15 protein-coding genes and 1 tRNA gene are annotated in these 12,351 nt (G+C 57.1%); 6 read left to right on the top strand and 10 right to left on the bottom strand.

Annotated features, from left to right (window positions below):
- Positions 1-5: 5 nt before the first annotated feature.
- The 5 genes from rplR to rplE all read right to left on the bottom strand — a co-directional run bounded on the left by rplR (position 6) and on the right by rplE (position 2,362).
- On the bottom strand, positions 6-371 hold the full coding sequence (gene rplR, locus HF320_RS02570; RefSeq protein WP_022386605.1) for a 50S ribosomal protein L18: 366 nt from the start codon (positions 369-371) through the stop codon (positions 6-8).
- Between the two features lie 70 nt (positions 372-441).
- Entirely contained in the window at positions 442-978 is a 537-nt protein-coding gene (rplF, locus tag HF320_RS02565; RefSeq protein ID WP_022386604.1) for a 50S ribosomal protein L6, read from the bottom strand.
- Positions 979-1,012: 34 nt separating this feature from the next.
- Positions 1,013-1,411, bottom strand: coding sequence for a 30S ribosomal protein S8 (gene rpsH / locus HF320_RS02560; RefSeq protein WP_022386603.1), 399 nt, complete (start codon positions 1,409-1,411; stop codon positions 1,013-1,015).
- A 121-nt stretch (positions 1,412-1,532) separates the two neighbouring features.
- Positions 1,533-1,718, bottom strand: a complete 186-nt coding sequence (locus HF320_RS02555; RefSeq protein ID WP_022386602.1) for a type Z 30S ribosomal protein S14 — start codon at positions 1,716-1,718, stop codon at positions 1,533-1,535.
- A gap of 86 nt (positions 1,719-1,804) precedes the next feature.
- Positions 1,805-2,362, bottom strand: a complete 558-nt coding sequence (gene rplE / locus HF320_RS02550; protein ID WP_022386601.1) for a 50S ribosomal protein L5 — start codon at positions 2,360-2,362, stop codon at positions 1,805-1,807.
- 1,323 nt (positions 2,363-3,685) lie between these two features.
- Here rplE and HF320_RS02545 point away from each other — a divergent pair.
- Positions 3,686-4,696 (top strand): PDDEXK family nuclease, encoded by a 1,011-nt coding sequence (locus HF320_RS02545; protein WP_169276898.1) that lies wholly within the window; start codon positions 3,686-3,688, stop codon positions 4,694-4,696.
- Positions 4,697-5,036: 340 nt separating this feature from the next.
- On the opposite strand, the gene HF320_RS02540 is transcribed toward HF320_RS02545, so the two are convergent.
- A complete protein-coding gene (locus tag HF320_RS02540) occupies positions 5,037-5,438 on the bottom strand; it encodes a hypothetical protein (RefSeq protein ID WP_169276897.1) in 402 nt (133 codons plus the stop codon).
- A 135-nt stretch (positions 5,439-5,573) separates the two neighbouring features.
- Between HF320_RS02540 and HF320_RS02535 the strand changes: the two genes are divergently transcribed.
- The gene (locus HF320_RS02535; RefSeq protein ID WP_169276896.1) at positions 5,574-5,837 is read left to right on the top strand and encodes a hypothetical protein; all 264 of its coding nucleotides are present in this window, start codon (positions 5,574-5,576) and stop codon (positions 5,835-5,837) included.
- A gap of 18 nt (positions 5,838-5,855) precedes the next feature.
- Here the strand turns inward: HF320_RS02535 and HF320_RS02530 are convergent, their stop codons facing one another.
- The 3 genes from HF320_RS02530 to HF320_RS02520 form a co-directional block, all read right to left on the bottom strand.
- The gene (locus HF320_RS02530; RefSeq protein WP_040221063.1) at positions 5,856-7,187 is read right to left on the bottom strand and encodes a uracil-xanthine permease family protein; all 1,332 of its coding nucleotides are present in this window, start codon (positions 7,185-7,187) and stop codon (positions 5,856-5,858) included.
- A gap of 224 nt (positions 7,188-7,411) precedes the next feature.
- A complete protein-coding gene (locus tag HF320_RS02525; protein ID WP_169276895.1) occupies positions 7,412-7,666 on the bottom strand; it encodes an HAD hydrolase family protein in 255 nt (84 codons plus the stop codon).
- Positions 7,623-8,228, bottom strand: a complete 606-nt coding sequence (locus HF320_RS02520; RefSeq protein WP_169276894.1) for an HAD hydrolase family protein — start codon at positions 8,226-8,228, stop codon at positions 7,623-7,625. The genes HF320_RS02525 and HF320_RS02520 overlap by 44 nt, the downstream gene beginning before the upstream one ends.
- Positions 8,229-8,428: 200 nt before the next feature.
- On the opposite strand from HF320_RS02520, the gene HF320_RS09135 reads away from it, so the two are divergent.
- From HF320_RS09135 to HF320_RS02505, 4 genes are all read left to right on the top strand, one after another.
- Positions 8,429-8,800, top strand: coding sequence for a nucleoside/nucleotide kinase family protein (locus HF320_RS09135; protein ID WP_211158916.1), 372 nt, complete (start codon positions 8,429-8,431; stop codon positions 8,798-8,800).
- Entirely contained in the window at positions 8,797-9,051 is a 255-nt protein-coding gene (locus HF320_RS09130; RefSeq protein ID WP_211158915.1) for a nucleoside/nucleotide kinase family protein, read from the top strand. Before HF320_RS09135 ends, HF320_RS09130 begins: the two co-directional genes overlap by 4 nt.
- 63 nt (positions 9,052-9,114) lie before the next feature.
- Positions 9,115-9,190, top strand: a tRNA-Ala gene (locus HF320_RS02510).
- Positions 9,191-9,625: 435 nt separating this feature from the next.
- Positions 9,626-11,818 carry an LTA synthase family protein gene (locus HF320_RS02505; protein WP_169276893.1) on the top strand — a complete coding sequence of 731 codons (2,193 nt, stop codon included), beginning with the start codon at positions 9,626-9,628 and terminating at the stop codon, positions 11,816-11,818.
- Between the two features lie 88 nt (positions 11,819-11,906).
- Here the strand turns inward: HF320_RS02505 and HF320_RS02500 are convergent, their stop codons facing one another.
- Positions 11,907-12,284 carry a RidA family protein gene (locus tag HF320_RS02500; protein ID WP_022386554.1) on the bottom strand — a complete coding sequence of 126 codons (378 nt, stop codon included), beginning with the start codon at positions 12,282-12,284 and terminating at the stop codon, positions 11,907-11,909.
- Positions 12,285-12,351 lie beyond the last annotated feature (67 nt).

Here is a 12,351-nt window from a genome sequence, read left to right as displayed (position 1 = left end):
ACCTCCTAGAACTTGAGACCAGCGGCGCGAGCGCCGTCGGCGAGGGCCTTGACGCGGCCGTGATAGATGCGGCCACCGCGGTCGAAAGCGACGGTAGTGATACCGGCCTCGAGAGCGCGCTTGGCGACGAGCTCGCCAACCTTCTCGGCAGCCGTCTTGTTCGAGGTGGTCATGCCCTCGAACTCAGCCTCGAGCGTCGAAGCGGAAACCAGGGTACGGGAACCCTCGGTATCGTCGATGATCTGGGCGTAGATATTGGCGTTGGTGCGGGTAACGCGCAGACGCGGACGCTCGGCAGTGCCCGAGACCTTACCGCGAACACGACGCTGACGACGCTTGAGACCCGCCAACTTCGCCTTATGCTTATTCATGCTGAATACTCCTTAGAAGTCAGTGCCGACACCTAACGGGGTATCGGACTTGCGCATTAGGTGGGACCTACTACTTAGCGGCCTTGCCGAGCTTACGACGGATGTGCTCGCCAACGTAGTGGATACCCTTGCCCTTATAAGGCTCGGGGGCGCGCTTGCTGCGGATCTCCGCGGCAACCTGGCCGACCTGCTGCTTGTTGATGCCCTTAACGTTGATGTGCGTGTTATCGGGCACCTCGAAGGTGATGCCTTCGGGAGCTGCATAGTTGACGGGGTGAGAATAACCGAGGGACAGCTCGAGGTCCTTGCCCTTGAGCTGGACACGGTAGCCGACGCCAGCGAGCTCGAGGCCCTTGGTGTAGCCCTCGGAAACGCCCACGACCATGTTGTGAATGAGGGCGCGGGTGAGGCCGTGCATAGCGCGGGTCTCACGCTCGTCATCGGGGCGGGAGACATGCAGGGTGTCGCCCTCGACCTCGATGGTCAGCTTCTCATAGAAATCATTCTCAAGGGTGCCCTTGGGACCCTTGACGGACACGTGAGTGCCGTTGACTGCCACTTCGACTCCAGCGGGAATCTGGACAGGCTTATTACCGATACGAGACACGGTGATCTCCTTTTCCTTCTACTCGCCGAATCAATTACCAGACGAAAGCGATGATCTCGCCGCCGACGCCGTTAGCACGGCAGTCGCGGTCGGTCATAACGCCCTTGCTGGTAGAAACGATCGCGGTACCAAGACCACCGCGGACGCGGGGGAGGTCCTTCACGCCGGCGTACTTGCGCAGACCGGGCTTGGAGATACGGCGGATACCGTTGATGACCTTAGCCTTCTTGGGACCGTACTTGAGGGTGATGTGCAGGGTCTTCTGGGGCATGGTGTCCTCCACCGTGTAGCCCTCGATGAAGCCCTCCTCGTAGATGACACGAGCGATCTCCACGAGCTTCTTGCTGCTCGGCATGGAGACCGTGGCCTTGTTCGCAGAGTTCGCGTTACGAATACGCGTAAGCATGTCTGCGATCGGGTCTGTGACGTTCATGCAGATTCTCCTTCGTTCTTGATGAACACGTGCAGTGGTTCTCCCTCGCCCATAGCGATTGAGCCTACCTCGCACGTTCTTCCTTGCATTGCGGCTGCACACCGCATGCACTGGTAGTGACTTACCAGCTGGCCTTCTTGATGCCGGGAAGCTCGCCCTTCAGTGCAAGCTCACGGAAGCAGACACGGCACAGGCCGAACTTGCGGTAAACCGAATGCGGACGGCCGCAACGCTGGCAACGGCTGTACTTGCGCGTCGAGAACTTCGGCTCACGGCTGCACTTGACGATCATCGATGTCTTAGCCACTTATTTCCTCCTCACATTGAGTATTGTTCGCTCCGCGGCGGGCACGCGCGTCTTGCACGTGCCCGCCGGTATCGGAGCAGATGAACCTATTTCTTGAACGGGAACCCGAAGGCGTCGAGAAGGGCCTTGGCCTCTTCGTCGGTCTTCGCGGTCGTCACGATGGTGATATCCATACCACGCTGATGATCGACGGAATCGAAGTCGATCTCGGGGAAGATGAGCTGCTCGGTAACGCCCATGGAGAAGTTGCCACGGCCGTCGAAGCTCTTAGCGGAAATGCCGCGGAAGTCGCGGATACGGGGAATCGCCACAGAGGTCAGACGATCGAAGAACTCCCACATGCGGTCGCCGCGCAGGGTGACCTTGGCGCCGATGGGCATACCGGCACGCAGGTGGAAGGTAGCGATGGACTTACGAGCACGGGTCACCATCGGCTGCTGGCCGGTGATGGCGCGCAGGTCGCGGACAGCGCCCTCGATTGCCTTGGAATCGGTAGCGGCCTCGCCGACACCCATGTTCACGACGATCTTCTCGAACTTCGGGATCATCATGACATTCTCGTACTGGAACTTGTCGTGCAGAGCCTGCTTGACTTCGTTCTGGTACTTGGTCTTGAGACGCGGGACGTACTTCTCTTCAGCCATTGTTCACTCCTTCATGGGGTTTTAAGCATGGGGCTTGGCCACGTAACTCACCAACCGTGAGCTGCGGGTTGTCCTCATGCCTCCTGTCGTACGACATGCCCTTATGGCTAAAAGCAGGCATGACGAAACCTCGACAGGAGCCGACAAAACAGTCGTTACTATACGCGCGTTTTACCGCCTGTGCCACAAAAAGCTTTATAAGCAGGTGAAATCCACATATCCGCAACGTGCCGCATCGGGCGCGGGCGATTGGTAGCGAGCAGCAGGCGGCGGCTTTCCTTTCGATTACCACAACTCTGTCCGAAGCCCGATTTCCCGTCAATGCACAAACGGCTCTCTAAAACGACTGCCTAAAGCGGTTGCCTAAAAAACCTCTCCAATAACGCAATAACGGCTGTCTGAAAACCTCTCCAATAACTGCTGCCTGAAACGGCTACTAAAACGGTTTTCTCTTTTATTTGCGCTCCGTCCCCGCCGCTGGATGACTGGCGGAAATTCTAACGTTTCCGAAATGACTGGCGGATATCGCGCTTTTTCCGATGCCGGGCGGAAATGACTGGCGGAAATACCAACGTTCCCGAAATGGCTGGCGGAGAATCACTCGCTATCCGGCTAAATTCGTCACTAAAACGTACACAGACCCGCCAATCATCGAAAAACGAATGAAAAACCGCCAGCCGTTCGGGGGTAGAGGGCCAGAAAAACGCATCCGGATCCGCCGCTCGTTCTCAAACGGAAGAAAATCCGCCAACCATCTGCTGCAAGAACCGCAAAACACACTCAAAGCCGCCGGTCGCCTCCCCTTCTCCTGTCTCGGCACCCGTCAGGAGCCCCTGTATCAAATGGATGACGACCGGACCAGACATCCCTAAGGCGGCCAACGGAAGCGTTACTTTGAAAGATGAGCCACACCTAAGACCCGCACGCGATCCAGCACAACCCGGGAGACAAGCCGCCGCTCCGAAAGATAAGCCCTGTTAGCAACCGTAAAGCGCTCTTTCATGCCAGGCAAAAGGACAGCTTCAAACAACGCGTCATCGGCTCTCAAAGGGGAATGACGCCCCAGCGTTTACACAAATGCTCGCCGCGCATTCACTCTCGGACATGCGTCTTTATGTAAAAGAGCTGTATTTATCCATGCTGCAAACCGAACACCCAGCAAACAACCGTGAGCAAATCGCACAAAACAGGTCATTGACCAGCGCTGTTAGTTTTTGGGGAGATATTGCAGAAAAGCCGTCCAGCTATTTGGAAGACAACGGGGAAAGTCGCTGAATACGACCGCATATGCTCCTTAAAAAACTCTAGACTCGAGGGGCGATCATGAACAGCAGAAAAGCAGAGCTGCGGCTCGCGGCGCAATTCGAAGACGCCATCGCGCGCGGGGCATGTCTGGCTCCCGCCATGCAGCGCGACTATCAGCTGCTCAAAAGACGAATGAACCAGAAAAAGGTCGTAGAGCCACGGCCCGGAGTATTCGCGCCTGTCGACTGCTGGAACAAGCTCGGTGATCGGCAACGCTATCTCCACGTCCTGCGAAGTATGGCCGCAAAACATCCGGATTGGGTGTTTTGCTCGTTTAGCGCCGCTGCCATCCAAGGACTTGCGGTGTCGAAAAAGCAGCTTCGCGCAATCCACATCGCCTCTCCAGCCAATCATTGTGGAGAGGCGCCAACTGGCGTGGTCCGCTATCGTCCGTCTCAGCTCTCGGTCGTCACCATCAATGGACTTAAAACTACCCCAGAGGTAGAAACGGTCTTTTGTTGCGCCGCACGCGGAGGTTTCTCGGAAGGACTGATTGTTGCCGACTCTTTTCTGCGAAACAACAGCATGGATAGCAGGCAGTTGTACACCCAGTTTCTATGCATCGGAAAAAACAGACCCGGCAAAGCATGTGCGCTCAGAGTTGCTCGCTACGCCGACGGAAGATCAGAGAACGGTGGGGAATCGAAAGCGCGCGCCGTAATGATCGAAGGCGGATGGAAAACGCCCGATCTACAGGTTGAAATCGACGATCCCGAGCATTCAGGGAACCCCTATCGTGTCGATTTCCTCTGGCCTCACCTCCCAAAACCCGTTATCGGTGAGCTCGATGGGCTCGAAAAATACCGCGCAGCCAAGACAGAAGATGACGAACAGCATGCGCTCAACGTCATGATGCGCGAGCGGCAACGCGAATCGCGTCTTTCATTAGCAGGCTTCACGGTCATGAGGTTCACCATGGAAGACGTGAACGTACCGGAACGTCTCTATAGAAAAATGGAACTTGCGGGCATTCCAAGAATCCCATTGAGCGATTCTCTCCGTCTCGGTGCCCCCGGTGACAGTCTCTGAACGCGGAAAATGAAACCAGGCGGAAAAATCCAAGCCAAAAGATAGGGCACAGATAGGACACGAGCATGGAACGGAATCCGAGTTAGATGGCGGGAACACGGGATGAGCGTCTTGGATCCAACATAAGCAATAGAGTCGATACAAGAAAAACCCAACCGGGCTGCGAACCTTCCATCGTTTTAAACAGCGATTCTCAGGTCGCCTCTTCTCAGTCAGCGAGCCGAAAAAATTGACAGGAAACGCGGGCCCCGGAGCTCGGCCCTCTTGCTTAAACTGCTCAATTTTTCGTGCTCACAGTGCTCATTTCCCGATGATCACTCGGACCACTTTTTAGTGAACATCAACAGACGTGAGTCCGCCCGCCGCGCTGCGGCAGCTCGTGCAGGCGATGGGCTCCTCCTGGAGGCGTGAGTCCGCTTCCCCCGATGAATGGCGGTTTTACATACAATCGCAAATGAATGGCGATTTCTCGAACAAAAAATGGCGGAAAACAGTCGCTTAATGCACCGTTTTCCGCCAGCCATTTAGAAAAGACGCGGACTTCCGCCAGCGATTTTGCCAGCCAGTCCAGAACAAACGAAAAACCGCCAGTCGTCCGCTGCGGCAACCCAAAACGTATGTAGAACCGCCAGGCATTCCACCGCGGCGACTCAAAACGTTTGTAGAACCGCCGGGCATCTTCCCCTTGTCCAACTCGGCATCCATCCAGGACATTACCGACGAATGAGTGGCGGAAATTCATACGTTTTCGAAATGAGTGGCGGAAACTCGCACACTATTCAGCAGGTTCCCTCCCGCAAACGTATGCAGATCCGCCATTCGTTCTCGAACGAAAGAAAAACCGCCGGTCATTCGGAACGGCAAGACGGAGGAACGCATGCAGATCCGCCAATCATTCGGAGCGAACGGCAAGATGAATGCATGCAGATCCGCCATTCGTTCTCGAACGAAAGAAAAACCGCCGGTCGTCGAGAAGCGCGCAGACTCCCGGCGGCCAACCCCCGATAGGCCTCGAGAAACACACGGCGCGGCACCGGCCATTGCAAAGCGCACGAACACCTGCCAGCCGCTCGACGTCGGGCAGAATGCCGGATACATCGCCGCAGCGAGGCATCGCAGCAAATGGCGGGTCGCAGCCTAAATCCGCCCGGTGCCAGCGCTACTCGGACGCCTTCTCCTCCCGAGGAAGTACAAGATTCAAAATGACCGCCACAACGGTCGCCACAGCAATGGAGGAAGTGCCAAACACAGTATTGACCCATGCGGGGAAACCGGCACCGGCGAGCGCGCCAACAGACTGCTCGATACCGACGCCAAAAGCAACCGCCAGACCCATGAGCGTGCAATCGCGGCCGGAAAGCCCCTCGCGCGCGAACATGACCACACCGTTCATGCCAATGGTTGCGAACACGCCGATGGTGGCGCCGCCGATAACGGGCTGCGGAATAGACGTAAGCAGCGCAGCAAACTTAGGAAGCAAGCCACCGGCAAGCAAGACGAGGGCAGCAATGGTGAATACCACGCGATTCACAACTTTGTTCTCGGCAATGATGCCCACGTTCTGGCCGTACGTGACCGTGGGAATGGTGCCAAACAGCGCAGCCACGGCGCCCACGGCGCCGGTTGCAACCATACCGCCGGAAAGCTCGGCATCCGTTGCCTCGCGGTCCAGGCCCGCAGAGGACACGGCCGAAAGCTCGCCCATGACTTGCACGACATTGACGATAGAGACCACGCCGATCATGGCACAAGCAGCGGGGTCGAAAACAATCTTGTACGGCAAGATAGTGGGCAGCGCAAACCAGGCCGCCGTGCCCACACCGGAAAGATCGACCATGCCCATAAGGGCAGCGATGACAAATCCCGAAAGGATGCCCAAAAGAATGCCACCGAGTTTGAGCGTGCCACGCGCGTAGTTGCCCACGGCAAAGGTAACGACAAAGGTCGCGATGGCGACGATCCAATTGGAAAGGTCACCAAAGCCAGCGCTCCCCTGTCCGCCAGCCATGGACTTAACGGCAACGGGGCACAGCGACAAACCGATAACAAAGATGACGGTTCCCATCACGACGGGCGGGAACAAGAAGCGCAGGCGGCGAAACGCCAGGCCGAACACGACAACAAGCAGACCGCCAACAAGCTGCGCTCCAAGTACGGCCTCAAAGCCCATCTCGACACCGATGGCCTGAAACGCCGGAACAAACGTAAAGCTCGCGCCCATGACGATGGGCAGGCCCGATCCAATGCGGCCAAACAGCGGAAACTGCTGCAAAAGCGTATCCACCGCAGAGAGCACGAGAGCCGCCTGGATGATACGGGCCTCCTCGGCAGCAGAAAAGCCGCAGACCGATGCCACGATGATGGCAGGCGTGACGATTGCCGCAAAGGCGGCGAGAACGTGCTGGAGAGCCAGAGGAATGGCCGTGACGGGCGACACATGGCCGCGAGGCGTGAACAGCGCGTCTTCTTCTGGAGTGGAAACATCTGCCATGGAGCGAGACCTTTCACGAGGGGGCAGTGCAATGGGTTGGATTATATACTGAGCTGCCCCTTGGTTGCCCCGGCTGCACACATCGCCAGGCGCTTCAGGGTTTCTCGAAAAATCGAGCGGCGCCTGCAGTCGCTACGGCCCGAACGCCCGCCATGCGAATCGCACCGTTTTGAGCGGCCAGGCGCCGGCCTCGAGTTCGCATCCGCTCGCCGCAGCGCTCGGTATTATGCGGTAAACGGCCACTTCCCCGCCGCTATAGCCATCATGGCTTGCGAAACAGCAAACTCGTCTACCGATCCGATATGCCAGCGCGCGGCAGCAGCGGCGCGGGGCGTAGCATTTGCCACGGCCACCGAGTTGGGAACGTGCTCGAGCATCTCCAGGTCGTTGTCGGCATCACCGAATACGACAACCTCATCAAGCGAGACATCTAATTCACGGCAGATAATGTCGATGCCCGTCGCCTTGCTGTACCCCACCGGCACCACATTCCATAAACCCTGCCATGGGAGTATTAAGACCGAGGCGCGGCATCACTGCTTCAAGGCGCTCCATAAGCGCCTGCGTACCCCGAACGCCCGCATCGACAAAGACGTTTGCCTTAACCACAGGAAAATCGGGTACAGCGTCCACGGACATGATATGAGCTGCATATGAGGGAAAAATGGGAGCGAGGACATCGCGCTCGCCCTCTACCAAAAAGACCTCCGCCCCCTTGAAGCAAATCATACCGGCGCGTGGCACCTCGCGCACGGCAGCAGCAAGTTGCACCAAGCCCTCGCGATCAAGATACTCCTCGTGCACGAGCTTTCCCGCGGTATACACTTGCATGCCGTTCGTGGCAAGAGCTGTTGCCACACATGCCTCGTCTCCAGCAAAGGCGGGCAGAATCGCCGGAAGGGCCCGGCCGCTTGCAGGGCCTACAGCAAGACCGGCATCGAGCAGGGCATGAAAGGCCTCTACGACACAACGATCAACCTCCGCATTCCCCCGCGGAAGAAGCGTTCCATCGATATCGCTCAGCACAAGTTTGATGGCCATACATTCCCTCTCGACGCGAATTGCACAAATGCCATGCGCAACTCTAGCGTGCATCGGAGCCCAAAACAACGCACGGCATGCTGCAAGTCTTAAAGCCAGACAAAATCGCCTCAGGACCACGTCCCACTTTGTACACCGGCGAGCACTGCCGAGCTCCTATGCTCAAACGCGCAGGCAACACAGACCCAAAAGGAAACGTCATGAAGCCCTATATCATCGGCATCGCCAGCGGCTCGGGTTCGGGCAAATCAACCTTCATCAACAAAATTGAAGGACGCTTTGGCAATAAGATAGCGATCCTTCGCTACGACAACTACTATCGCGAGCAGGTCGGCGTTGCCTTTAAGCAGCGCGCGGCAATGAACTACGATCATCCCAATTCGCTTGAGACCGATTTGCTCGTCAAACATCTCGAGGAACTCAAGCGCGGGCACGCAATCCAAAGTCCTGTGTACGATTTCTCCCAGCACAATCGCCTTGATAAGACCGTCGAGGTTCAGCTGCGGCCGGTGATTCTCGTGGAGGGCATCCCTTTCTTGCCGACAAGCGCCTGCGGGACCTCTGTGATGTGACGATCTTTATCGAGGTAGACGCCGACGAGCGCATCCTGCGTCGAATCCGACGCGACGTGGCGGAACGGGGGCGCTGCCTTGAGGGCATCATCGATCAATACCTAACATTGGTAAAGCCCATGCACAATCGCTATATCGAACCTACCAAGGCACCGGCCGACATCCTCACCAATGGAGAGCCAAGCGACGCCGTCTTCGACCTCATTTCCATGAAAATCGATGGGATGCTCAGCCACGCGGCAGAAAATTAAACGAATTGGCAAAAAGTACTTGCACGTTCAAATACATTCCCGTATAGTTCTTTTTTGTTGCTTGGGGGCGTAGCTCAGCTGGGAGAGCGCTTGACTGGCAGTCAAGAGGTCAGGGGTTCGATTCCCCTCGTCTCCACCACTCGTAACGTCTAAGGTCTCAACTTCGGTTGGGACCTTTTTTGTTACCCGTCCATGGGATCGAACCCTCTCGCCATCCCTATATTCCAAATGAAGCAGAAATCCCATTTAGCGCGGTCGATATGCAATCTAAATGGGGTTTTCTGCTTCATTTGGAAAGGGGTACCCCGGTGGCGCACGAGGTGCGGCCGCGCGCCGGAGCGGAGAGGGTCGACGGAGCGCGGCCACGCACCGAGACGGGAACGGGCGCCGCAGCCGCACGCGGCGCGGGGCCGCCTGTCCAAAGCTCAATAAACTCGTTTCAAAATCGTGCGAACGCTTAAGACACATGCGCGCCATTCGAGCGTACGCATGCCCATTTACCTCTGCTGCTCTGCTAAGGTTATAGTTCCAGCCCCATTCGAAGCCACATTATTGACCATACGGGGAGATAGCCATGAGCCAGCACGCAAGGACGTCGACGCCAAAGCACGCCGCTCCCAAAAAACCGGCTAGGAAACCGGCGGGGAAGCAAGGCAGAACGCCTGCCACGCCAGCCACGTCAACTCCGCTTTTCAGCTCGCGCGATTTGCTCCCGCTTCTCTACTTAAGCGGAGCCTTCCTCTTTCTCGAGCTTCTCCTGCGCATTGCAAATACCAGCATCCCCTTCTTTGACCCGGCGCTGCTGCGCATCATCGCCTCCAGCCTCGCCGCGGGTTCTTTGCTCTGGCTCGTCTCGACCATCATTCCGCATAAAACCGTCGCGCGCGGCGTTGTCGCTGCGGCGCTTCTCATCCTTGGTGTTATCGTCATTGCCGAATGCTGCGTGCAGAAGTTCTTTGGCATCTACTATCAAATCGCCTACATGCTTGGTATGGGCGGACAGGTTGCCGGTGACTTCATGGGTGAAGCGGTGGGCGCCATCCTTAAGAATCTTTGGTTCTTCCCACTTGCGCTGGCTCCCGGAATATTGACAGTTGTCTTCCGTCACCGCGTTGTGCCCGATAGCCAAAGCGCGCAAACAGGCTCGCACGTTGTCCTTATCTTCATCTCGCTCATTGTCTTCGCGCTTGCGCAGTCTGCCAACGTCGTCGCATGTCACCTTGGCAATGACAACCAGTACTACACCACCGAGTACACGGCCAATAGCGCCATCCCGCGTTTTGGCCTCGTAAACTCGCTGCGCCTTGAGGCTAAATACTCGATCTTCGGAATGCCGACGCCTTCGTTCGACGCCCCCGCAGCCTCCGCCTCCGGCGCGACGAAGCAGACTAGTTACAAACCCAACGCGCTCGATATCGATTTTGACGCGCTCGTCGCCAACGATACCGACGATACCCTGCGCACCATGGATCAGTATTTTGCTTCACAGGTGCCCACGCAGCAAAATCAGTACACCGGATATTTCAAAGACAAAAACCTTGTCTTCATCACCGCCGAGGGCTTCTCTTACGCCACCATCGACAAAGAGCGCACGCCCGCACTCTACAAGCTCTCGCATAACGGATTTGTCTTTAACAACTACTACCAGCCCAACTGGACCCAGTCGACCACCGGTGGCGAATTCGCGGCCATGTGTGGCATCATTCCCACCTGGGTCAACGGCAACACCGCTTTTGCCGAAAGCGGCGACAACGCCATGCCCTTTGGCCTTGGCTGGCAGTTCCAAACGCGCGGCTACACCACCATGGCCTACCACAACAACACCTACACCTATTACGGCCGAAACATCACCCATCCCAACCTGGGCTATGACTTTATCGGTATTGGCAACGGCCTGGAGCTCCCCACCAATGCTTGGCCCCGCTCCGACCTCGAAATGATGCAGGCAACCATCGATCAGCAGATTGACGCATACAAGAACAACGGCACGCCGTTCCACACCTACTACATGTCCGTCTCGGGCCACTGCAACTACAGCTGGAGCGTAAACGACATGTCGCGCAAGAACAAGGATGTCATGAACGGCGAAAAGGGCTCCGAAACCGTCCTGGCCTACAAGGCTTCCCAGCAGGAGCTCGAATACGCGTTGGAATACCTGCTGGGCCAGCTGGACGAAGCGGGCATCGCCGAAGACACCGTGATCGTGCTCACCGCCGACCACTACCCGTATGCTATGACCGAAAATAGCGATGTGGACTACTATGCCGAGATGACCGGTATCAACGATAACGAGTCCCTGACCACGCGCTACAAGAATACGCTCATCCTGTGGTGCAGCTCTCTGAAGGAACCCGTGAAGATCGACGACCCCTGCACCGCCGTGGATATCGTCCCCACGCTACTCAATCTTTTTGGCTTTGACTACGATTCGCGCCTGCTATCGGGCCGCGATGTTTTGGCCCCCGACGCCGACCCCGGCAACGTGAGCACCGACATGCACGTCGCGATCTTTGCCGATTATGGCGGCGGCTACAGTTGGATCACGCGCGCAGGCACCTATGAGGCATCCCTGGGCACCTTTACCCCGGCCAGGGGCGTGACCCTCGACGACCAAGATGCCTATATCGCATCCATGAACGAACTTGTCCGAAACCGTTACAGCATGGCCAAATACATTGTCCAAACGGACTACTATCGCCACGTATTCCCCAACTGGAAAGGCAGAATGACGCTTACTGAGGCTCTTGCCAAAAGCGCAAGCAGCTAAAGGCTGAGCCGCGCACATACCATCAAAGGGGCCCGTTGCCAAATACACGATTGGCAACGGGCCCCTTTTTCACGTTGTAACCTTCTTGCTACAGGGAGGCGATGGCCTCGATCTCGACAAGGGCGCCAGCAGGCAGCGCAGCAACCTGGAAAGCGCTGCGGGCCGGGAAGGGAGCCTCGAAGTGCTGGGCATAGACCTCGTTCACCGCAGCGAAATCGGCGATGTCGGCCAGAAGGACCGTGGTCTTAACGACGTTGTCGGTCGTAGCTCCGGCAGCGGCCAGCAGGTTCTCGATATTCTTCAGCGACTGCTCGGCCTGCTCGGTCGCTGTCTCGGGAAGCTTGCCATCTGCGGGGTTGATGCCCAGCTGGCCGGAAAGGAACAGCATGTTGCCGCTCTTAACTGCCGGGGAATAAGGTCCCAAAGGTGCGGGGGCATTGTTGGGGATAACTGCTTCTTTGGACATGATCGCTCCTGTCTTTTGCTCGTGACGATACCTTGGGATAATACGCCCAAGTAGCGCAAAACGGTAT

It is taken from the genome of Collinsella acetigenes (assembly GCF_012844445.1).
Lineage (GTDB): Bacteria > Actinomycetota > Coriobacteriia > Coriobacteriales > Coriobacteriaceae > Collinsella > Collinsella acetigenes.
The sequence above is the reverse complement of the archived record's forward strand: the minus strand, read 5'-3'. Positions and strand labels throughout refer to the sequence as shown.

Coding starts and splice junctions, on each gene's coding strand:
- HF320_RS09135 (WP_211158916.1), top strand. CDS start 8,429: ATGAAGCCCTATATCATCGGCATCGCCAGCGGCTCGGGTTCGGGCAAA.
- rplR (WP_022386605.1), bottom strand. CDS start 371: ATGAATAAGCATAAGGCGAAGTTGGCGGGTCTCAAGCGTCGTCAGCGT.
- HF320_RS02545 (WP_169276898.1), top strand. CDS start 3,686: ATGAACAGCAGAAAAGCAGAGCTGCGGCTCGCGGCGCAATTCGAAGAC.
- rplE (WP_022386601.1), bottom strand. CDS start 2,362: ATGGCTGAAGAGAAGTACGTCCCGCGTCTCAAGACCAAGTACCAGAAC.
- rpsH (WP_022386603.1), bottom strand. CDS start 1,411: ATGAACGTCACAGACCCGATCGCAGACATGCTTACGCGTATTCGTAAC.
- HF320_RS02535 (WP_169276896.1), top strand. CDS start 5,574: ATGCAGATCCGCCAATCATTCGGAGCGAACGGCAAGATGAATGCATGC.
- HF320_RS02505 (WP_169276893.1), top strand. CDS start 9,626: ATGAGCCAGCACGCAAGGACGTCGACGCCAAAGCACGCCGCTCCCAAA.
- HF320_RS02530 (WP_040221063.1), bottom strand. CDS start 7,187: ATGGCAGATGTTTCCACTCCAGAAGAAGACGCGCTGTTCACGCCTCGC.
- HF320_RS02520 (WP_169276894.1), bottom strand. CDS start 8,228: ATGGCCATCAAACTTGTGCTGAGCGATATCGATGGAACGCTTCTTCCG.
- HF320_RS02540 (WP_169276897.1), bottom strand. CDS start 5,438: ATGAATTTCCGCCACTCATTCGTCGGTAATGTCCTGGATGGATGCCGA.
- HF320_RS02500 (WP_022386554.1), bottom strand. CDS start 12,284: ATGTCCAAAGAAGCAGTTATCCCCAACAATGCCCCCGCACCTTTGGGA.